The following is a 22,120-nucleotide window of genomic DNA, read 5'->3' as shown; positions in this document are numbered from 1 at the left end:
TTCTCATTTGCATGGGTTGTTTTCCTGCGTGGCGCAAGGGCTCAGCGCCGCTGGCGCATGGGCATGCGGTCGATCTCCGCGAAGACGGCCTGCAGATCGACCACCGTGCCTTCCTCCTTCATCTTCACGCCGCCATCCTTGCCCACGAGGATGAATGTGGCCGGAGCCCGCGCATCCAGATCCAGCGCCTTCAGTAGCGCCGCGGTGCGCGCGGCCCCCAGCGGTTGTCCATTGCGGCGGCCCTGGCCGGCCACCACGGTGAACAGCACCATGTCGCGCTCGCGGAAGCCTTCGCGCATGGCCGGTTCCTGCAGGGCGGCGCGCACCTTGGCGAGGAGGGGATCGTTCTCCTGCGGGACGATCACCACGACGGGGCGGGTTTGCCAGTGCTCGGCGGTGAGCGGGTTGGTGGGGGCGTCCCGGTCGTTCCGGTGGCCGTTGCCGCTTTCGCCGGCCCAGGCGGTGCGGAGCAGGGCTGCCATGCCCAGGGCGAGGGCGGCAGCGCGGTAGAGGGTGCGGCGGTGCAGGGGCATGGAGGCAGTGTCCGGGGAGGAGGGCTGGATGGATGTCGGACTGGGGCGACAGGGGGGGGTGTGGGGCTCCAGTATGGGTTTTAACTTCTGGGCTCACGATGTTGGGTTTCAACCCACGCGCCCACGCGGGGCGCGACCGTCGATGTCCTCATCACCAACCCGGAACTGGTGTTTCAACCCACGCGCCCACGCGGGGGCGACCGTGATCGCCCTCGACGTGATGGAGCACATGCGCAAGTTTCAACCCATGCGCCCACGCGGGGCGCAACGGGCGGCGCCGCCGGCTATGTGGCAAAGTACATCGCGTTTCAACCCACGCGCCCACGCGGGGCGCGACTCTGGCGGCACGCCACAGGCCGAGATCATCCTGGCGTTTCAACCCACGCGCCCACGCGGGGCGCGACGAAGGTGACGCGCTCGGCCGGCGGGTAGGCGCTGTTTCAACCCACGCGCCCACGCGGGGCGCGACGCGATGTCCTGCGGCGTGGCGCCCGATGTGATCGGGTTTCAACCCACGCGCCCACGCGGGGCGCGACGCCGGCGCCGGAGAAGGTGGCGCCAGATGAAAGAGTTTCAACCCACGCGCCCACGCGGGGCGCGACGCCGGCGCCGGAGAAGGTGGCGCCAGATGAAAGAGTTTCAACCCACGCGCCCACGCGGGGCGCGACGTCGCATGGCGATACAACCGTGCGGGTACAGACGTGTTTCAACCCACGCGCCCACGCGGGGCGCGACTCCTGCACAACGCCTTCCGCGTGCCGACTGGCGTGTTTCAACCCACGCGCCCACGCGGGGCGCGACTGTCTCGATTTTTGCAGCCGAGCCTGGCCCCGACAAGTTTCAACCCACGCGCCCACGCGGGGCGCGACCCTGTCCAGGCCAAGCGGGCCATCGAGGCCGCATGGTTTCAACCCACGCGCCCACGCGGGGCGCGACGCCTGAATGGACTGGATCACCGCCAGCAAGTGACGTTTCAACCCACGCGCCCACGCGGGGCGCGACATCCTGAAGCCTGCCAACTGCCAGCACCTGTACCGCGTTTCAACCCACGCGCCCACGCGGGGCGCGACAGTTGGAGGCTGTGCACGCCGACCGGGTAGCCCGGGTTTCAACCCACGCGCCCACGCGGGGCGCGACCCCAGCATCGGGGCTCTGCACACCAAAACCGTTTGGGTTTCAACCCACGCGCCCACGCGGGGCGCGACTATGCTGACTCGATATGACGCATGCGTCACATAAGTTTCAACCCACGCGCCCACGCGGGGCGCGACGCCCATGAGGCCGTCCGGAAGGGCAAGTCGCTCAACGTTTCAACCCACGCGCCCACGCGGGGCGCGACCGGCCGCCGCCCGGGTTGATCGGCCGGCGCTGTGGTTTCAACCCACGCGCCCACGCGGGGCGCGACGGAAGTCAGGTATCAGCCGACGCACGCGGCGGACGTTTCAACCCACGCGCCCACGCGGGGCGCGACTGACCACGGGCGCAGCGGGTGCAGGTGCAGCAGGCGTTTCAACCCACGCGCCCACGCGGGGCGCGACGTTGCTCTTGGCGTCACCTTTGGCGTGCGGTCGCTGTTTCAACCCACGCGCCCACGCGGGGCGCGACGACATCGCCCGCAGTGCGGCAAGGGATCGTTACCGGTTTCAACCCACGCGCCCACGCGGGGCGCGACCGCCGCTCGCGCGCGGCAGGAAGGCGGTGCATGAAGTTTCAACCCACGCGCCCACGCGGGGCGCGACTCATCATCGTTGGCCGGGATGCCGCGGTTCGCCAGGTTTCAACCCACGCGCCCACGCGGGGCGCGACGCCACCGCCGGGTCGGCAGACAGGCCGCGCCAGGGTTTCAACCCACGCGCCCACGCGGGGCGCGACGTCAACACTCCCAAAAAACATACACAAACCACAACGTTTCAACCCACGCGCCCACGCGGGGCGCGACACCCGTCCGCAGGACAGCGAGCGCCGCCGGCTGGATGTTTCAACCCACGCGCCCACGCGGGGCGCGACCATGACAGGGGCATCCGTAAAGCTGGATTTAGCAGGTTTCAACCCACGCGCCCACGCGGGGCGCGACGGCGTCTTTATAACCGTGCGCCACTCCTCCACTTTTCCACCAACGCGCGCGAATCTGCCCACGGAACCGGACTTTTGCCTGGCAAAGCTGCCCATGGTCCAACAATCCCCTTGCACATCAATCACTTGCCACGCTGCGAACCTCTCCTGGGCGCAGGCAGTCGCTTCCGGTTCGCGCCGGATGATTGGAAGAATGACGAAGAAGAGGAGGGGGAACGAGAGGCGCTACAGCACCAGCGGCCCGTTCAAATCCAGCACCGGCTTGGCGCCCACGTGCTCCACCTTGCGCTGCCAGTCGTTGCCCAGGTAGTAGAACCGCAGGCTGTCCTGCGCGGGGTCGATGGTCTGCTGCAGCCGGGCCTTCAGGGCGGTCCACTGGGCGGCATCCACTTCGATCTCGAACACCGAGAACTGCACGCGCTGGCCAAAATCCAGGCAGGCCTTGGCGATGTGGCGCAGCCGGCGGGCGCCGGCCTTGTCCTGGGAACGGACATCGTAGCTGACGAGGACCATCATGGTGCCGGGTGTCCTGGTGGCGCGTGGTGGCGGGCTGCGGAGGGCATGGCGGTCATTTCCACAGGAAGGGCGGATAGGCGTCGAGGTCGCCGCGCAGGTGCCGGGCCAGCAACTGGGCCTGGATGAAAGGGAACAGTCCGATGGCCGCCTTTTCTTCCAGGAAGACGTGGCGCAGTTCTTCGCGCTTGCGCTCCTGGTAGGCGGTGAGCACGGTCTTGCGCGATTCCTCGCGCAGCAGCACGGCGCCGTTGTCCAGGGTCTGGAAGTCGCGCTCGCCGATCTGCCGCAGGTTGACGAGCGACAGGGCCAGGCGGTCGGCCATCAGGGGCCGGAACTCTTCCAGCAGGTCCAGCGCCAGGCTGGGCCGGCCCGGGCGGTCGCGGTGCAGGAATCCGACGGCGGGGTCCAGCCCCACGCTTTCCAGCGCGGAGCGGCAGTCGTGGGTGACCAGGGTGTACAGGAAGGACAGCAGCGCGTTGACGGCATCCATCGGCGGCCTGCGGCTGCGGCCGGTGAAGCGCATGGCCGGCTCCTGCACGCGCACCAGGTGGTCGAACACGCTGAAATACGACTGCGCCGCTTCGCCTTCGTAGCCGCGCAGCAGGTCCACCGATTGGTCGGGCGACAGTTGCCGCGAGATGCGCTCCAGGCGGGTGTGGGCGTGCTGCAGCGCGGCTTCGTGTTCGCCTGCCAGCTTGCCGCCGTGGTCGCGCAGCGCCCGCCCCAGCACGGCGCGCTGGTTGTGCAGCTTGCCCTGCAGCAGGTTGCAGACGATGGCGGAGCACCGGGCCGGGTCGTCGCTGGCGCGGTACTGCTGCCGGCGCAGCAGCACGTTGCCGGAGATGGGGCCTTCCACGCGGGCCAGGAACTTGCCGTTCGGCGTCAGGAAACAGGTGGTGATGCCTTGCTCCGCGCAGTAGCCCAGCAGCGGCGGAGACACCAGCACGCGGCCGAAGCACACCAGGCTTTCCAGCATGTGGACCGGCAGGCGTGCGCGCACCTGCTGTTCCACCTCCATCACGATGTTGGCGCCGTCCTTGTGCAGCCATGCGCCTTCGGTGGTGACGTAGAGCGTGTTCAGTTGCCGCCGCATGCCGGGCCCTCTCCACCGTTCTCTTGGTCATCGTCGTTGCCGCCGCTGCGCTCGGCCTTCAGCTGGCGCGCCAGCCAGGCGTTGACGCTGGTGCGGCGCAGCAGCAGCCTGGGGCTGCACAGGTCGATGAGCGAACAGGCGTCGCAGCGCCTGGGGCTGTAGTCGGCCGTGGGGGTGATGCCGGCTTCCAGCATGGCGCGGGTGGCATCGATGGTGTCCCGCGTCAGGCGGCGCAGTTCGGCATCGAAGGCCACGTCGGTGCGGCGGCGGGTGGCGCCGTAGAACAGCGCGCCGTGCGGCACGGGCTGGTCCAGCATGTCTTCCAGGCACAGGGCCTGGGCGCACAGCTGCACCTCGTCGGCCCGGTGTGCCTTGGGCCGGCCGCGCTTGTATTCGACGGGGAAAGCTTGCTCGCCATCCGGCCCTTCATGGAACTCCACGACGTCGGCAATGCCGCTGATGCGCAGCCCGGCATGCGCCAGGGGCAGGGCGGTGGCGGTGCGCACGCCGCGGCGCCGCTCGCCGCGTGGCTTGTCTGCCAGCTCGTGCAGCAGCCGGCCTTCCGCGGTGTGGCGGCTTTCCGCCCAGAGCTGCTCGACATGGATCAGCGCGCACTGGCGCGGGCAGTACAGGTAGTGCTGCAGGGCGGACAGCGGGATGAATTCGTCCGATTCCATCGCTGCTGCCACTGTCTCTGCCGCCGCCCTGTGGCCTCAGATCAGCTCGCGGACCGTGACGCCCTGGGGCACGGCGGCATGATTCACCTCGACCCGGTAGTCGGCAAAGCGCCGTGGGGCTGCGTCGGCATCGGGCTGGGCGGGCACCACCTTCACGGCATCGAACAGCACGTGCGCCGGGGCGTTGCCCATGGCGCTTTCGTGTTCGAAGACGATGAGCTTGCGCGCCGCCATCTCGCCGCGCGCAGCGGAGCGGTCGTGCTCGAACATGTTGGCGAGGGCGCGCCAGAACAGTTCCAGGTCGGCATCGGAAAACCCCGTGCGCTCGGCCAGCTTGGCGGAGACGAAGCCGTGCGCACGGTAGAGGCCATACGGAATGATGTGCTTGCGGCCCATGGTGCGGTTGTCGCCGCTCTGCGCTTCGGCCTCTTTCTCGGTGGTGACGGCCATGCGGGTGATGGAGATCTCCAGTGGCACCACCGTATCGATGGAGGTGGCGAAGGCCATCTGCACGGGGCCGCGCACCTGGCCGGCGTTCACGCCCGTGGTCATCACGGCGCCGAAGGTGCGCACGTCGAAGAAGTTGGCGCACATCCACGCCGTGATCTCCCGGGCCTTGGCCTCGTCCTTGGGAAGTTTCTTGAACTGCTCCTTGGCGTCGGGCGGAATGCCGAGTGCTTCCCAGGCCTTCTGGTGCTGCTGGTTCAGGACGGCTTTTTCCTGCATGTAGATGGCGTGGCCGGGCGTGTCGTCCTTGTCCAGGGTCACGAAGTTGCGGATCTTGCGTTTCAGGCACACATCGGTCACCAGCCCGCGATTGGTTTCCGGGTCCAGGCGCGGCAGGTTGCCGGCGTCCGGGTCGCCGTTGGGGTTGCCGTTGGTGATGTCGAACAGATAGACGAATTCGTAGCGGTGGGCGATGGCGGTCATGCGGGGGCTCCCTCGGTGGTGTCTGCGTTGGAATCGTGGTCGTTGTTGTCTTGTCCAGCGCTGCCGTCGCCCTTCACGAACCGGGTTTGCGACTGGTGGTAGTAGCCGATGGCGAAGCGGCCCTGGTCTTCGATGCGAAGGCTGCGGGGGAAGTGCTCCGGCAGGCCATCGACGATCTCGCGGATGTCCTTTTCCAGGTTGACGGCCAGGCCCGGTTTTTCCTTGCGCAGCTTGCCCAGGTGGTTCTGCGTGTTGCGCAGCAGGACGGGGAACACGGACGCAGGCGTGGCCGATGCCGCACCGTAGTAGCGATCGCGGATGGTGGCGTTGACCTGTCCGCCGAGTGCGCTGCGCTGCACGGCCTCCAGCACGGCGAACAGGCGGCCCAGCCGGTAGCCCGGGTGGGTGGATTGCTTGTCGAGACTCACGGGAACCTCCTCCTTGTGGATATGTACGTTGATGCCCAGCCGCCTCTCCCGGGCCAGGATGCCTTTGCAGATCGCAGCGCGCAGGCCCGAAAGATTGCCGTCGCTCCGGATGCGCATGAGGGTGTTCGCCAGCAGGCTGCGCGGATAGGGCCGGCCGGTCAGCACGGAGCGCATGAATTCACCCACCAGGTTGTTGAAGGCGTCGTCCATCTTGGGCATGGCGCCTTCGCGGTTCGGCACCGTGGCCAGCACGACACGACGCGCGGCCGGGGCGGTTTTCCAGGGAACGGGCTCCAGGCGGAAGTCCTGCGCGTGCTGCGCCAGCCGGTGGGCGAAAACGCCGAGGGTGCCGGTTTCCCAGAAGCGGATGGAAATGCGCGAGGCGTTGGGGGCCAGCCCCAGCACGAACATGCGCGTGCCGTCGTGCAGCTTCGGGTCCAGCTCGCTCAAGGGGCGGCCCTTGGCGACCTGTGCGAGCACGTCGCGTACACGCGCGGCCTCCTGCGAGTCATCGGGGGGCGTGTTGAGCAGCGACTCGAACGTCCACTCGGCGGCCTGGGCTGCTTCGGTGTCGTCGGCCTCGGCCCAGAACACCACGCTGGCATCGCCGATCTGAATGCGCTGGTGGTTGTGCTCGCTGCGGCGCAACAGGTGGTTGAGCACCGTGGTGTAGGCGAACGCGGCCTGCTCGGAGATTGGCGCGTTGTCCCCCTGGCTCTTGCCATAGGAGGTGAAGGACTCGAGGTTGAACGAGACGATGGAAGCGCCCGAGCTTTGCGCGCCGTTCACACCCTTGATGGCAGGATGCAACGTTGCGATTTTCGAGCGCTTGCCTGTCACCAGGCACTCGGCTAGAGGCCCTGTCTTGCCCGAATCACCGAATATCCGTTCGCGCGCCTCTTCTGCAGCCGGGCGCTGATGCATGAAGCGCAGTTCTCCATCCAGTCGAAACACAATGTTCGCGCCCGCTAAACCCTCTGCATGGGGAGCGAAAAGGGCATGGGATGGCAAGGATTCAGGTCGCCATGCATTGATGAATGATTGAAGTGCGATGAGTGCTGGATCATCCAAGTTGGGCATGGCGGAAAGGTGCAGTTCCTTAAACGCCGCGTGGTCCTGGGCCGCCTTTGCCTCTCCAAAACCCAGCACATAGCTGCTTTTGTCCCACAGGAAGAAGGACTTTGAACCAATGCCAGGACGTTTGAAGGATGCAGGTACGGCAACGACTTTGGGTAGAGGCTTTTTTCCTGCCGTGTTCCTGAGGTCGTTCACAGCCACCACCGAACCATTTAGCGCCAGAACTATTTCATAGGAGATGTTCTCTTGCGAGTACCCTGGCTGCGCAATGTCGCCTTCGCCAGTGGCTTGGAGCCGGCTGTAATAGCTGTTCAGTGCCTGCAGGATCATGACTTCACCCCCTCGCTCTGCCAGGGCGGCACCTCGATCACGCCACCCACCATCTGAGCGCGGAAGAAGCGCGGCGCCATGCCGCGGTCGAAGTCGATGTCGTGCAGTGTCCAGCCGAGGTCGCGCTGCTCGATCAGGCTGTCATGCACGGGCGGGATCGGGGCGCCATCCTCCAGCAGTTCGAAGCTGGCCGGGAACTCCCGCACGCCCATGCAGGGCTGCTGGAAGCACTGCCCCTTGCGCGCGCGGCGGTTGAAAATATCGAGGTGCTTGCCCACCGAGTCGTCGGGGCCGGCCTTGGGTGTCAGGTCGAAGTGCGCTTCGATCACATAGGCCACGTCGCGCAGGATGGTCGCGGCGCGCTGCTGCCGGTCTTCATCGACATGGTTCGCCAGGCCATCGGGCGTGCCGGCCTTCATGGCCTTGGCCACGCTGGCCGGCGAGATCTTGCTGCCCACTTCGTTGCGCCGGATGGACTCGAAGCGGATGGGGTTGAGTACGTGAATGCGGTCGATGGTCCATCGGATCGCCGGCTTCCAGTGGATTGCGTCCAGGATGCCACGTGCGGCGGATGGGGTGATCGTGTCGTACGAGACCCTTTCCACTTTCATTTCCGGGCGCGTGAAACAGGCGCGCTCACCCCAGATGCGTAATCTCACTCCATAGGCCATGGCCCCTCCCCGTTCGGCTTGTGTTCGTCTCTGGCCGCTACGGCAACCTCACCATTGGAGGCGTTCGCTGCGGATGAAGGTGGGATCGTCCCAATGCAGTCCGGAGCGCTGGCTGTAGATGTCCGGATGCACCAGTTGCATGAACTGCTCTCCCCATCTGTCCGGCCGCACCGGCGCGATCGCTCCCGCCTGGTACAGCGCATCGAACCCCTGCCTCGGCAACTGCACCACATAGGGCTGCAGCTTGCGCGCCAGCCCCACGCTGCCTTCGGCAAACCGCAGTTGCTCCAGCGTTTCCCGGGCCGTGTCGTCGTACGGCACGATCACCGGCATCTGCACGCTGTCGATCATGCGGAATCGGGTCGCCAGGGTTTCCATCGGCAGGCTGTCCGGGCGGCGGGTCTTGAGCAGGCCCATGAGGTCGGGCACGTCGAGCTGGTCACCGCCCTTTTGCCAGTACAGCAGCGCGAAATAGCGGGCGATGGCTTCGGGCGATAGCGGGTCGTCCGCGCAGTGGCGCAGTACCTCGCGGGCGGCCTGGGCGTACTGCGTCAACTCGGGGGGCGGCGCCCAGTCCTCGTTGGCGTTGGCGAACACCAGCACCTCGCTGGCATCGATGTTCCTGAGGCCCTCGCGGTTGCAACGGCCCGCGGCCTGCGCGATGGAATCCAGTCCCGCCTCGGCGCGCAGCACCGTGGGGAAGTCCACGTCCACGCCCGCCTCGATGAGGCTGGTGCTGACGACGCGGCAGGGCTCCCCGGCCTTCAGCATCTGCCGCACTTCGTTCAGCACTTCGCTGCGGTGCTTCGCGCACATCAGCGTGGTCAGGTGCCGCGCGCCGGGCAGGTCGGCCATGGCCTCGTACACGGCCCGCGCGTGGCGGCGGTTGTTGACGATGCACAGCACCTGCTCGCGTTCCCGCAGGTGGCCGGCCAGGGCTGCGTCGTCCAGCGTGCCCACGTGGCGCACGCGCACCCGCTCCAGTTGCTGGAACAGCCGCGTGGGTTCGGGCGCCAGCTCGCGCACGCCCGTCAGCCCGCCATCGAACGCGGGGGCCTCCAGCACGGGCTGCGTGGCGGTGCAGAGCACGACGCTGGTGCGGTAGTTGCGCGCCAGTTCGTCGATGGTGGCGACGCAGGGCTTGAGCAGCTTGAGCGGCATGGTCTGCGCCTCGTCCAGCACCACCACGCTGCCGGCGATGTGGTGCAGCTTGCGGCACTGCGAGGGCCGCGCGGCGAAGAGGCTTTCGAAGAACTGCACCGCCGTGGTGACGACGATGGGCGCGTCCCAGTTCTCCATGGCCAGGCGCAGTTTCTCGGCCGATTGGTATTTCTCGGGGTCGTCGCGCGGTGGCTGGCGCTCGGTGAAGGCGCTGTGGTGCTCCAGCACGGCCGCATCGCCCAGTGGGCCCAAGGCCTTGCGGAATACGGCGGCGTTCTGTTCGACGATGCTGGTGAACGGAATGACGAAGATCACGCGCTGCAGCCCGTGGCGGATGGCGTGGTCCAGCGCGAAGGCCAGCGAGGCCAGTGTCTTGCCGCCGCCCGTGGGCACCGTGAGCGAGAACAGCCCCGGGGTGCACTCGGCGCGCTCGCGGACCTGGCGCAGGATGTCCGCCCGCAGGCGGTTGACCTCGCGTGCCGGATCGCATTGCGCCGTGAGCGTGCGCAGGTAGGTGTCGAGCTGGGCGCGCAATGCGGGCAGGGTCGGCCAGGCCGGGCCCGCGGAGCGGTGGTCCGGTCCGCCCCTGACCTGCAGGTAGAAGCGCTCGGTGTCGATGAAGTCGGCGTCCACCAGGCAGGAAAACAGCATGCGCGCGAGGAACGCCATCTGGAAGGGCTGCCGCGCCAGCGCCTGCTGCCGGTCCTGGCCGTAGAGCTTGAGGCCGGCGGGGAGCGCCAGCCGGGCGGGCAGGGGGATGTCTTTTTCCCAGGCGGGGTGCAGCGCGGGCAGGTCGGCGGCGGTGAGCCGGTCCGCCAGTGCCGTGCGCTCCCCTTCGCCCTGTCCGTTGGCCAGACCTGCGTGGTGGCCCGCGATGCCATACGCCATCAGTTGCCCCATCACGCCCAGGCGCTGCTGGGCGATGCGTGCGCCCCAGGTGGAATGGTCCACGCGCAGGGGGCTGCCGCGCAGCCGGGCCTGGAAGGGCAGGGTGTACTTGCCCAGGTCGTGCAGCCAGCCCATGACCTGGGCCAGCTCCTGCGCATTGAACACGGCGGCGAAGTCGCCGGCCATGCGGCCCACGGCGTGCAGGTGCTCGGGCAGCGTCTGCCAGCGGCTTTCCGGCTGGCCTTCGACGGAGTGGGCGTGGAACGCGGGGATGGTGGATGGCGCGCCCGGCGGGGCGTGGGGCGCAGCGGCGTCGTCGGCAGGAGCGGAGACGTGGCCGCTCCCCTGCGTGTCGTCTTTCAACAGGAATTCCCTCTCAATGGCTTGTCGGGGCCCCGTTCTGCCCCGGCCATGCCGGGTGCGGAGCCTCTGCGGCCATTGTGCGCAACCGATGAGCCCCTGTCATCCGCAGCCTGTGCTCCTGCGGGAATTCCCTGACCCAGGTCATGCCGGCCTGCCTGGCACGCCGGTGGGAGATGCTGCGGCAACTATTTATGGCACCCATAACGTTGCGTTGATTTCTCCTCTCCGCCGCATGGGAAAAGGCAGAAAACACGGCGTGTGCCAACGCATCGGCGGATGAAGGGAGGGCTGTATGCCGATGTTTTGCCACCTATGATCCCGGCCGTTTCAACGTAACTGCCAGTAAACTTTGGAAGTTGCGGGGCAGTGAGGAAGACAGGCGAGGGAAGCAGGAACATGAGCGGCAAACCCGCTGCCCGGCAGGGCGATTTGACGAAGAAAGGTGGCCCGATCGTCCAGGGCTCGGCGACGGTGCTGATCGGCTCTGCAGGGGGCGTGGCGTGCTCGGTGTGCCCCGGGGGCATGGCGGTGGGCAACCCGGTGAACCCGTCGCTGGGCGCGAAGGTGCTGACGGGGACCGATGAACTGGACTTCGCGCTGCCGGGGCCGCTGCCGCTGGCGTGGCAGCGGGTGTACAGCAGTTACGTGAATGCGGAGCACGGCGCGGCATGCGGGCTGCTGGGGTATGGGTGGAAGTTGCCGCTGGAGTTGCGTTTGCGGCTGGAGCCGGACCGGGTGGTGCTCTTCGATGCGTCGGGCCGGGCGATCACCTTTGAAGAGGCGCTGCAGCCAGGCCAGGCGCTGTACAGCAGCAGCGAGGACCTGTGGCTGTTGCGGGGCGGGGGCATGGCTGCCGTCCGGCCTGGGACGATGGCCTCCGCCCCGGCCGAGCTGCTGTCCTGGGCGCAGCAACCGCGCTGGTCGCACATGCCGGCGGTGCTGCGTGCGGACCCGGGCTGCGTGGTCGCCGTGCCGGGCGCGGGCGGTGCAGGCGCACCGGCCTGGGTGTTCCTGCCAGCGGGCGCATCGGGGGAAGGACCTGCCGCGGGCCATGTCCTGCATGCCGTGGTCGACCGCTTCGGCCGCAGCCAGCGCTACCAATGGGGCGAAGAGGGTTTGTCGCGAGGCCGCATCGTGGGCGCCACCGATGGCACCGGGCGCCGCTACGCACTGCGCTACGAACGCATCGTGCCGGATGCCACTGCAGCCCGCAGACCTGGCAAGCCGGATGAGTCCGTGCATGCACGCCATTCGCTGCTGGGCCCGGACGACGGGGTGCGGCTGGTGGGCGTGGACTGCACCTTCAACCCGCTCGATCCGGGCGTGGTACCCGGCACCGCACTGCGCCCTCAACCGCTCGTGGGCTACCGTTACGACAGCGCAGGCAACCTGGCCGAGGTCCTGGGTGCGGACGGCACGGTGCTGCGCCGCTTCGGCTACGACGCGCTGCACCGCATGACGGAGCACCAGGTGCGCCAAGGCCCATGGCACCGCTACGTCTATGAAGACCAGACGGCGCAGGGCCGGCGCACGGGGATGCCCGCCAGCCCGGGCGCCCACGTGGCCGAGCAGCACAACGAGGAGGGGCTGTCGTACTTCTTCGCGTACAGCGAAGCGCCTGCCAGTGTTGGCGAAGGTCCGGCGGCCCTGGCGCGCAGCAGCACGGTGGTGCGTGACAGCCTGGGCCGCACGACCACCTACCATTTCGAGGGCGAAGGCGGCCTCAAGCGCCTGGTACGTCTCGTGGCCCCGGACGGGGCCGAACAAGGGTTCCGATACGACAGCGCCGGCCGGCGGCTCTCTGTCACCGATGCGCTGGGCCGCACGACGTGGTGGCGCTACGACGGCGCAGGCCGGCTGCTGGGCGTGCAGGGCCCGGACGGCCGGAGCACCCAGCAGCACTGGGGTGCGGCGGGCAGCGCGCAGGATGGTCTGTTGCTGGCCAGCCAGGACGCTGCAGGGCTGCGTACGGAGTTCCGTTACGACGAATGGGGGCGCCTGGTGGAGGTGGCGATGGCTCCAGCCGGGGGCGGGGCGACCGACACCCCATCCCTCACCACCCGCTTCGAATACGAGCAACCCCAGGAAGATGCCGCTAGCGGCACCACGGCCTTCCCACCGCACACACTCGCCTGGTGCGACCAGCCCGTGGCGGTGATCGACGCGCAAGGGGGGCGCAGCCAGTACGCGTACAACGCCTGCGGCCAAATCACGCGGCATACCGACTGCTCCGGCCGCAGCCAGTCCTGGCGCCACGGTGCATGGGGCGAGGTGGTGGAAGCGGTGGACGCGCTGGGCCAGCGCACACGACTGCACCACGCGATGCAGCAAGGCGCGCTGCGGCTGGTAGGCGTGCAGCAGCCGGGCAACACGGCGGTGCGCTACCGCTGGAACGAATCCGGACGGATGGCGGCCGTCAACCACGGCACGCACGACGTGCTGGAAGGCACGGGCGAGCCCGCGGGCACCAGCACGACGGTCGCCTACCGGCACGACCTGTGGGGCCGGGTGGTGGAGCAGGTGCAGGCAGGCCGGGGCGTGCAGCTGCGCTACGACGTGGCCGGGCGGCTGCAGGAGCTCGTCAACGAGAACGGCGACGTGACGCGCTTCGTGCACGATGCGGCCGACCGGCTGGTGCAGGAAGTGGGCTTCGACGGCCGCAGCCAGGTGTATGGCTACGACGCGGCGGGCCAGCTCACGCACACGGGCGACGGGCATGGCGAGGGCCACCATCCGGGCGCGGCGGCGCGGCCGGAACTGGGGGCGGTGGTGCGCACGCGGCTGCATTACGACCTGGGAGGCCGGCTGGTGGCGCGCGTGGTCGTGCGGCTGCCGGCATCGGGCGCATTGGCCTGTGCTGGTATCGGCGTTGGAGGCGATGCCGCAGGCGGGGCCCCCAACAACCCCACGGCTGAATCGCACGCCGTGCTGCAGATCCAGCGCTTCCAGCACACCGCGGCCGGAGCCCTGCTGCAGGCGCGGACCTGGGAAGCAGAGCTGCCCCACGGGATCGAGCCCATGTCTCTGCCAACGGCCCTGTCTTCTGACTCGTCGCGCCCAGGCGCTGCCACGGACCGTCCCATCCCTCTGGCCGAACGCTGGCTGGCGCTGGACACGCAGGCCTTGCTGTCCCTGCTGGACCGCCCCGGCGACCCGGCCCAGGCCCCGCTGGCCGCCGCGCTGCAGGCGCAGCGGCTGCAACCAGAGACGCGCGTGGCGATGGCGCTCGATGCTTTCGGGCGTGTGTGCGGAGAGACGCAGACGCTGTACCGGAAGCCGCAAGCGCCACACCTCCAGGCCAGCCTGGGTGCCGGCGAGCCGCCCGTTGAGTTCGAGCACGCGATCACCCACACCCTGGGCCCGCTGGGCCAGCGCACAGCCACGCAGGCGCAAGGGCTGGGCACGCTGCAGTGGCTGGCCTACGGCTCGGGCCACGTACACGGGCTGCTGCTGGATGGGCAGCCGCTGGTGGACTGGGAGCGCGATGCCCTGCACCGCGAGCTGGGGCGCACGCTGCACCTGATGGAAGGCAAAGGCAACGAAGACCTGCCGGCGATCGTGCATGCGCGGCAGCTCGACCCGATGGGCCGCATGCTGCACCAGGACTGGCGTGGCCTGCGCCATGCAACGCCGGTGGTTCCTGCCGACCCGGCCAACGCCTCCGGGACAGACCCTTCGTCCGCCGCGGGCCGCATCGTCCCGGCCCTGGGCCCCCTGTCCACGCTCGCCCAGCGCCGCTACTGGTACGACCCGCTGGGCCAACTGGTGGGCGTGCAGACGCCGGGCGAAGCCACGCGCTACTGCTACGACGCCTGGCAGCGCCTGAGCGGGCTGCACCGCGCAAGCCAGGGCTCGCCCGAGGTACAGGCGCACTGGGCGCTCGACCCCGCAGGCAACCGCCTGCCCGCGCCTCCGGAGGCCCGCGTGGCAGCACCGAACGCCGATCGGCAAGCGTGGGCCCGCGAAGTGCGCGACCACCTGCACGACCCGGACTTCGACCTGCTCCGCTCGAGTGGCAGGCCGGGCGAGGCACAGGGCCCGGTCACGCGCTGGAAGGGCAACCTCATCGGGTGGAGCGCGGTCGATGGCGATGCCGATGGAGCCGGCAGCGATGACAGCGTCGGCAAGGGCACCTTGATCCGCTATCGCCACGACGCTTTCGGCAACCGCGTCCAGACACTCTTTCCTGGCGGGCGCATCCAGCGCTTGCGCTACGACGCGCTGCACCAGTTGCGCGAAGTCTGGCAGCGCGAGGGCCTTGTTGGCGCGTGGCGGCGGGTGGCCCGCTACCGGTACGACGCGTTCGGGCGCCGCCTGGGCAAGACCGTGTACGGCCCGGTGGGCCAGGGCGACCTGACCACCTACACCGGCTGGGACGGCGACCGCCTCGTGCATACCGAAGGCCCGCAAGGGCTGCAGCACACGCTGTACGAGCCGGGATCCTTCGTGCCGCTGCTGCGACTGGAGCGGGACCGGGCCATCCCCACGCCCGCGCAGGCCATGTTCGCGTTGGAAAACCACGGTGGCGAATCCCATGCGGCGGCCTTGTTCGCGGGATTGCCGCGCACGCAGCGTGAATGGCTGGAGCAGGTGCTGAACGACGCCCTGGGGCCGCGCGGCGACGCGATGCGAGCACGCCTGCAATCAGGCTTGCCCGAAGAAACCGGCACACTGCTCTCCGCGGGTCTCCGAGGCGTGCACCAGCAACGGCAGGCCGCCATCCAGGCCCATGCAACGCGCATCCGCCATGTCCTGTGCGATCACCTGGGCACGCCCATCGCGCTGGTGGACGCCAACGGCCCGCAGGCGGGCCTGGTCACCTGGGCTGCCAGTTACCACGCCTGGGGTACCGTGCGCGAGGAATACGATCCGCACGGTATCGGCCAGGACATCCGTTTCCAGGGCCAGCAGTTCGATGCCGAGACAGGGTTGCACTACAACCGGTTCCGGTACTACGACCCGATGCTGGGGCAGTATGTGACGCAGGACCCGATGGGGTTGGCTGGAGGTATGAACAAGCTGATTTATCCAACGAACCCGACTTCAAGCAAGGATCCCCTTGGACTGAAGGAGGAGGGGGGATGGCTATCGAAAATATTTGGTTGGGGTGAGAAGGCAAGCTCGGTGAAAGATGCTGTTGAAGCAGGGGTGCTCGTATCAGAGAATAAAAAGCTGCAAAAAGAATTGGATAAACTTGACGAAGAGTTGCTGTCATGCCTGTCTCAGTCGCCTACCTGTCAATCGGCAAAAATCGAACAGATTGAAAAAAGAATGAATGAAATAAGAAAGAAAATCCTTTCAAACACCGGGGAGGTAACGAAGATTATGATGGAGACCCCCGGTACTTCCGCAGGAGGACCTATTCATATCCCGGGGATGAGGCCATGAAGAAAATAAGATTGAGGCTCATCTTTCTGGTTTTGTTTTTATTGATTTCTGGTGGAGCTATTTTTTATTATTTCAATGGCCAGAAAGATATTGCCAGGTTGGTGCCAAAGGATAGGTGCGTCAAGTCTGAATATAACGATGAATCAAAAGTCCATAAAATATCAATCAACTGTAGAGACTATAGCGGTGAAGTGTACACAATCATTGCGAGAAAGTGGGATGACAAGAGCAAGATAGAGAATATTGCATCAAACCTCAAAGGTGGTGAGGTAGTGAAAGGTTTCATTTGCTCTGAATTTAAGCCTTCGGGCAAAGACCGATTTTCGGACGAAGTTCGGCATCTCCATGCTTGTTTGTCTAAAGAAGATGGAATAACAATTACTTCCAACAGTAGAGCTGCGGTAGTTTTTTATATAAACCATTTTGAGAGATAAAATTTCTATCGGAGTCCAGCCATTCCTCGGCTCTGCCTGCACGAGTGTTCCAGCGACGAGGTTCATACGCAACGGCCTGCCTCGGCCTTCCCAATCAAGTGGCCTATGCAGGCACCGCAGTGCCTCAGCTACGCCCTAAGCCTCCCCTAACCTTCCTCTAAGCCCGATCTAAGCCTCGCTCCGCACACTCCCGTCCATGCCACAACCCACCTGAAAGGTTTGCCATGAACACGATCCTCTCCACTCCCCGCCGCCTGACCCTCGCCTTGGTGGTCGCCGGGGCCATGGGGGCGACGGGCGCGGGGCTCGTCACCAACCTGCATTCCAGCCATGCCGCGGTGCCTCCCGCGGCCACGGGGCCGGTGGCCGCGGCGCCAGCGGCGTATTCCGGCGTGTCCGCCCCGGATTTCGCGCAGATCACGGCGCTCAACGGCCCGGCGGTGGTGAACATCAGCGTGACGGGCACGACCAAGACCTCGTACAACGGCGGGGATGACGGCGACGACGAGACGCCCTCCGCCCAGCACCAGCAGCCCCGCGGCGGGCAGGGCATGGATCCGGACGATCCGTTCTTCGAGTTCTTCCGCCGCTTCGGCATGCCGGGCATGCCCGGCGCCGGGGGCGGGCGCATGCCGCAGCGCGAGGTGCCGATGCGCGGCGAAGGCTCGGGCTTCATCGTGAGCCCGGACGGGGTCATCCTGACCAATGCCCACGTGGTGAAGGGCGCCAATACGGTGACGGTGAAGCTCACCGACCGGCGCGAGTTCCGCGCCAAGGTGCTGGGCTCCGATCCCAAGACCGACATCGCCGTCCTCAAGATCGACGCGAAGGACCTGCCCGTGGTGCACCTGGGCGATACGAAAAAGCTCGCGGTGGGTGAATGGGTGCTGGCCATCGGTTCGCCGTTCGGCTTCGAGAACAGCGTGACGGCGGGCGTGGTGAGCGCCAAGGGCCGGGCACTGCCGGACGACAGCTTCGTGCCCTTCATCCAGACGGACGTGGCGGTGAACCCCGGCAATTCCGGCGGCCCGCTGTTCAACTCGCGCGGCGAGGTGGTGGGCATCAACTCGCAGATCTACAGCCGCTCGGGCGGCTACCAGGGCGTGTCGTTCGCGATCCCGATCGAAGTGGCGGAGCGGGTGAAGGAGCAGATCCTGGCCACGGGCAAGGCCAGCCATGCGCGCCTGGGCGTGTCGGTGCAGGAGGTGAACCAGGCGTTCGCCGATTCCTTCCAGCTCGACAAGCCCGAAGGTGCGCTGGTGGCGGGCGTGGAGCCGGGCGGCCCCGCGGACAAGGCCGGCCTGAAGTCGGGCGACGTGATCCTGCGCATCAACGGCCAGCCCATCGTGGCGTCCGGCGACCTGCCGGCCTTCGTGGGCCAGTCCGCGCCGGGTTCCACCGCGCGCATGGAGGTGTGGCGCCACGGCAAGCAGGAAGAGATCACCGCCACCCTGGGCGATGCGAGCGACAAGCCAGCCAAGCTGGCCAGCGCCGACAAGGCCGTGGGCAAGGGCCAGCTGGGCCTGTCGCTGCGGCCGCTGCAGCCGCAGGAGCGCCGCGAGGCCGGCGTGAGCGGCGGGCTGGTGGTGGAAGAAGCGCGCGGCCCGGCCGCCCTGGCGGGCGTGGCCCCCGGCGACGTGCTGCTGTCCATCAACGGCACGCCGGCGCAGAGCATCGAGCAGGTGCGCGCCGCGATGGCCAAGGCGGGCAAGTCGGTGGCGCTGCTGATCCAGCGCGACGGCGACAAGATCTTCGTGCCCGTGCCCCTGGGCTGATCCCTCCCGGGCGGACGCCGGTCATTGCCGGCGGAGCCCGGGGCCTCGGCCCGCATTGGGCGGGCCCATGTCCCTGCGGCCCGGCCGGTTCCTACGCGGCGCAGCGGGGCCTGCCGCTATCCTTGGAGGATGGCGCCGGGCCCCTGCCTGCTTCCGGCCGGCGCGAGAACGAACCTACCTTCCGAGGACACCTGCCATGCGCCTTCTGCTGGTGGAAGACGACACGATGATCGGCGAAGCCGTGTATGACCTGCTGCGCGCGGAGCAGCACGCGGTGGACTGGGTGCGCGATGGCGAGATGGCCGATACGGCACTGCGCACGCAGACCTACGACGTGGTGCTGCTGGACCTGGGCCTGCCGCGCCGCGACGGCCTGGAGGTGCTGCGCGATCTGCGCGCGCGCAAGGACCGCACGCCGGTGCTGGTGGCCACGGCGCGCGACGCGGTGGCCCAGCGCGTGCAGGGCCTGGACGCGGGCGCCGACGACTACGTGCTCAAGCCCTATGAGCTCGACGAACTGCTGGCACGCATCCGGGCGCTGGCGCGGCGCGCGGCAGGGCGGGCCGAACCGGTCTATGAGCACAAGGGCGTGACCATCGATCCGGCCACGCGCGAGGTCACGGTGAACGGCGAGCCGGTGGTGCTGTCCGGGCGCGAATGGGCGGTGCTGGAGCCGCTCATCGCCCGCCCGGGGCGCGTGCTCTCGCGCACGCAGCTCGAGGAAAAGCTCTACAGCTGGAAGGACGAGATCAGCAGCAATGCGGTCGAGGTCTATATCCACGGGCTGCGCAAGAAGCTCGGCGCGGACCTGGTGCTGAACGTGCGGGGCGTGGGCTACATGGTGCCGAAGGTATGAGCGGAGCGGTGGACGGCGGTCCGGACGCGGGGCACGATGCGGCACCGGCCGGTGCCACCGTGCCGCCCGCGCGCGGCCGCCGCCGGGACCGCTGGATGGACGCCCTGTCCGCGCGCGCGCCGCACTCGCTGCGGGCGCGGCTGCTGTGCTTCCTGTTCGTGGCGATCGTCTGCGCGGCGCTGCTGCAGTTCGCGCTCGCCTACCGCTCGGCGCTGGCCGAGGCGGACCAGATTTTCGACTACCACATGCAGCAGACGGCGATGGCGCTGCGCCCCGGCGTGCCGGCCATGCCGGAGGGCGCGCCGGAGCCGCCGGAGCAGGAGGAGGATGAGGAGAGCACCGAGTTCGTGGTGCAGATCTGGTCGTCCGACGGGTTGCGGGTGTTCGAGTCGTCCGTGGGCGCGGCGCTGCCGCAGCGCGCGGTGCTGGGTTTCTCGAACGTGCGCGCGCACGGCACGATCTACCGCGTGTTCTCGGTGCAGACGCGCTCGCAGGTGATCCAGGTGGCGCAGGACATGGCCGCGCGCCGCGCGATGGCGCGCGACCTGGCGTGGCGCACGGCGGGGCCGATCGCGCTGCTGGCGCCGCTGCTGGCCCTGGCCGTGTGGTGGGCGGTGAGCGGTTCGCTCGCGCCGGTGGAGCGGGTGCGGCGCCAGCTGGCGAAGCGGCAGGCGGACGACCTGTCGCCCGTGCATGCGGGCGCGCTGCCGGACGAGGTGCGGCCGATGGTGGATGAACTGAACCTGCTGTTCGAGCGCGTGCGCCGCGCATTCGAGGCGCAGCAGCATTTCGTGGCGGATGCGGCGCACGAGCTGCGCTCGCCGCTGGCGGCGCTCAAGCTGCAGCTGCAGGGCCTGCAGCGCGCGGGCAGCGAAGAGGCGCGCGCGGTGGCGGCGGGGCGGCTCGCGGCCGGCATCGACCGTGCCACGCGCCTCGTGGAGCAGCTGCTGGCCCTGGCGCGGCAGGAAGCCAGCGCCGCCGCCGGCACGCCGCCCGAGCCGGTGCCGCTGGCGGGCCTCGCCCGGCAGGCCGTGGCCGATGCCACGCCGGCCGCGCAGAACAAGGACATCGACCTGGGCCTGGTGACCGGCGATGCGGTGGCGGTGCTGGGATATGCGGATGCGCTGCGCATCCTGCTGCGCAATCTCGTGGACAACGCCGTGAAGTACACGCCCGCCGGTGGCGTGGTGGATGTGCACGTGCGCGAGCTGCCCGGTGGTCCGGGGCCTGCCGGCGTGGAGCTGGTGGTGGAGGACAGCGGCCCCGGGATCGCCGAGGACGACCGCGAGCGCGTGCTGGGTCGCTTCTACCGCGCGCCCGCGGCGGCCGGCAGCGCGCCGGTGGGCGGCAGCGGGCTGGGCCTGGCGATCGTGGAGTCGATCGCGCGGCTGCATGGCACCGCGGTGGCGCTGGATGCGTCGCCGCGCCTGGGCGGGCTGCGCGTGGCGGTGCGCTTCGCAGCGGCGGCCAGGCCAGGGGGCGGCGCTTGACGCGCTTCGCGCTGCTCTCGGGCCTGGGCCACGCGGTTTTCGTGGCCGTGGGCCTGCTGATCTACGTGATGGCCACGCGCATCGGCCGCCAGCGCCGCCACCCCTCGGCGGCCATGGGCTGGGTGCTGGCGATCGTGGCCTTCCCGTATGCGGCGGTGCCGCTGTTCCTGATGTTCGGATCGCGCAAGTTCGTGCGTCCGCAGCGGCGCGCCGCCCCCATGCTGGCGGCAGGACCGGCATCGCTCATCGCCGGCCCGCCGCCGGCAGCTTCACCGGCACCGTCGCCCCCGCCCGGGCCCGCCTGGGCCACGCAGCTGCTGGCGGGGCTGGAGCTGGCGCCGCCGGTGCGCAATGCGCGCATCGCCTTCCACGGGCAGGGCGCGCAGGCGCTGGAGGCGCTGCTGGCCACCGTGGACTCGGCGCAGCACAGCCTGGATGTCTGCACCTTCGTCTTCGGTGACGACGAGGTCGGCGCGCGGGTGGCCGCGGCGCTGCAGGAGGCCGCCGGCCGGGGCGTGGCGGTGCGGCTGCTGCTGGACGCGGTGGGCAGCCTGGGCATGCCGGCGGAGCTGTCTCGCACCCTGAAGCAGGGTGGCGTGCAGGTGCGCCGCTTCATGCCGCTGCTGCACAACCCGATGCGCGGCCACACCAACCTGCGCAACCACCGCAAGCTGGTGGTGGCCGATGGCGAGCGGCTCTGGAGCGGCGGCCGTAACCTGGCCTGCGAGTACTTCCTGGACCGGCCGCAGCTGCCCGCCTGGATCGACCTGAGCTACGAGATCGATGGCCCGATCGCGCTGCAGGCGGCCGCCCAGTTCGCGGCCGACTGGCAGGCGGCGAGCGGGCGCATGGCCCGGGCGGTGCTGCCGCGGCCGCTGCCCCCCGGCCCGCCGGAGGGCGTGCCCGCACAGTGGGTGCCCAGCGGCCCCGACCATGCGGACGACACGGTGCATGCGCTGCTGGTGGCCGGCGCCTACCACGCGCAGGAGCGCATCGTGGCGGTGACGCCGTATTTCGTGCCGGACGATGCGCTGCTCGATGCCTGGTGCCTGGCCTGCCGCCGCGGCGTGCAGGTGCGCCTGCTGGTGCCCGAGCGCTCCAACCACCGGCTGGCCGACTGGGCACGCGCCCGCGCCCTGCGCGAGCTGGCCCAGGCCGGCGCGGAGGTCTGGCTCGCGCCGGGGATGGTGCATGCCAAGGCCGTGGTGATCGACAACGACCTCGCGCTGTCGGGATCGCTCAACCTCGACGCGCGCAGCCTGTTCCTCAACTACGAGGTGATGACGGCCTTCTACGGCCCGGATGAAGTGCGGTGGCTGGCGGGCTGGTGCGAAGAGCAGTTCGCCCGCGCCCGGCGCCTGCACGCCCGCCCGCCGTCGTGGCCGCGGGACATTGCGGAAGGCGTGGTGCGGGCGGTCGGGTTCCAGCTGTAGCCTG

The 22,120-nt window shown here is 68.7% G+C and carries 14 protein-coding genes and 1 CRISPR repeat array; of the genes, 6 read left to right on the top strand and 8 right to left on the bottom strand.

The genetic code is table 11. The features are described from left to right. Positions 1–41 precede the first annotated feature (41 nt). From ACGHC0_RS20310 to ACGHC0_RS20275, 8 genes are all read right to left on the bottom strand, one after another. Entirely contained in the window at positions 42–533 is a 492-nt protein-coding gene (locus tag ACGHC0_RS20310) for a DUF4174 domain-containing protein (RefSeq protein ID WP_415266584.1), read from the bottom strand. Positions 534–638: 105 nt separating this feature from the next. After that, a CRISPR array of direct repeats spans positions 639–2,607; the repeat unit is 32 nt; unit sequence GTTTCAACCCACGCGCCCACGCGGGGCGCGAC. A gap of 224 nt (positions 2,608–2,831) precedes the next feature. Then, positions 2,832–3,122 carry a CRISPR-associated endonuclease Cas2 gene (gene cas2, locus ACGHC0_RS20305; protein WP_013596241.1) on the bottom strand — a complete coding sequence of 97 codons (291 nt, stop codon included), beginning with the start codon at positions 3,120–3,122 and terminating at the stop codon, positions 2,832–2,834. 52 nt (positions 3,123–3,174) lie between these two features. Continuing rightward, complete coding sequence (gene cas1c / locus ACGHC0_RS20300) at positions 3,175–4,215, bottom strand: type I-C CRISPR-associated endonuclease Cas1c (protein ID WP_415266583.1); 1,041 nt, start codon at positions 4,213–4,215, stop codon at positions 3,175–3,177. Further along, positions 4,200–4,892: a CRISPR-associated protein Cas4 gene (gene cas4 / locus ACGHC0_RS20295; protein ID WP_415266582.1), complete on the bottom strand. Its 693-nt coding sequence runs from the start codon at positions 4,890–4,892 to the stop codon at positions 4,200–4,202. The genes cas1c and cas4 overlap by 16 nt, the downstream gene beginning before the upstream one ends. 36 nt (positions 4,893–4,928) lie before the next feature. Beyond that, the gene (cas7c, locus tag ACGHC0_RS20290) at positions 4,929–5,822 is read right to left on the bottom strand and encodes a type I-C CRISPR-associated protein Cas7/Csd2 (RefSeq protein ID WP_415266581.1); all 894 of its coding nucleotides are present in this window, start codon (positions 5,820–5,822) and stop codon (positions 4,929–4,931) included. Then, a complete protein-coding gene (cas8c, locus tag ACGHC0_RS20285; RefSeq protein ID WP_415266580.1) occupies positions 5,819–7,657 on the bottom strand; it encodes a type I-C CRISPR-associated protein Cas8c/Csd1 in 1,839 nt (612 codons plus the stop codon). Before cas8c ends, cas7c begins: the two co-directional genes overlap by 4 nt. Continuing rightward, complete coding sequence (cas5c, locus tag ACGHC0_RS20280; protein WP_415266579.1) at positions 7,654–8,328, bottom strand: type I-C CRISPR-associated protein Cas5c; 675 nt, start codon at positions 8,326–8,328, stop codon at positions 7,654–7,656. Before cas5c ends, cas8c begins: the two co-directional genes overlap by 4 nt. Positions 8,329–8,376: 48 nt before the next feature. Continuing rightward, positions 8,377–10,740 carry a CRISPR-associated endonuclease Cas3'' gene (locus tag ACGHC0_RS20275; protein ID WP_415266578.1) on the bottom strand — a complete coding sequence of 788 codons (2,364 nt, stop codon included), beginning with the start codon at positions 10,738–10,740 and terminating at the stop codon, positions 8,377–8,379. 396 nt (positions 10,741–11,136) lie between these two features. On the opposite strand from ACGHC0_RS20275, the gene ACGHC0_RS20270 reads away from it, so the two are divergent. The 6 genes from ACGHC0_RS20270 to ACGHC0_RS20245 all read left to right on the top strand — a co-directional run bounded on the left by ACGHC0_RS20270 (position 11,137) and on the right by ACGHC0_RS20245 (position 22,116). Beyond that, the gene (locus ACGHC0_RS20270; protein WP_415266577.1) at positions 11,137–16,128 is read left to right on the top strand and encodes an RHS repeat-associated core domain-containing protein; all 4,992 of its coding nucleotides are present in this window, start codon (positions 11,137–11,139) and stop codon (positions 16,126–16,128) included. After that, entirely contained in the window at positions 16,125–16,562 is a 438-nt protein-coding gene (locus ACGHC0_RS20265) for a hypothetical protein (protein ID WP_368352654.1), read from the top strand. The genes ACGHC0_RS20270 and ACGHC0_RS20265 overlap by 4 nt, the downstream gene beginning before the upstream one ends. Before the next feature lie 224 nt (positions 16,563–16,786). Continuing rightward, entirely contained in the window at positions 16,787–18,337 is a 1,551-nt protein-coding gene (locus ACGHC0_RS20260; protein WP_107130343.1) for a DegQ family serine endoprotease, read from the top strand. Between the two features lie 196 nt (positions 18,338–18,533). Then, a complete protein-coding gene (locus tag ACGHC0_RS20255; RefSeq protein WP_368352653.1) occupies positions 18,534–19,193 on the top strand; it encodes a response regulator in 660 nt (219 codons plus the stop codon). Beyond that, positions 19,190–20,683 (top strand): ATP-binding protein, encoded by a 1,494-nt coding sequence (locus ACGHC0_RS20250; protein WP_415266576.1) that lies wholly within the window; start codon positions 19,190–19,192, stop codon positions 20,681–20,683. Before ACGHC0_RS20255 ends, ACGHC0_RS20250 begins: the two co-directional genes overlap by 4 nt. Then, positions 20,680–22,116, top strand: a complete 1,437-nt coding sequence (locus tag ACGHC0_RS20245) for a phospholipase D-like domain-containing protein (protein WP_415266575.1) — start codon at positions 20,680–20,682, stop codon at positions 22,114–22,116. The genes ACGHC0_RS20250 and ACGHC0_RS20245 overlap by 4 nt, the downstream gene beginning before the upstream one ends. Positions 22,117–22,120: the final 4 nt, after the last annotated feature.

The organism is Acidovorax sacchari (genome assembly GCF_042847045.1).
Taxonomy (GTDB): Bacteria; Pseudomonadota; Gammaproteobacteria; order Burkholderiales; family Burkholderiaceae_C; genus Paracidovorax; species Paracidovorax sacchari.
This window is presented reverse-complemented; position numbering and strand designations above follow the sequence as displayed.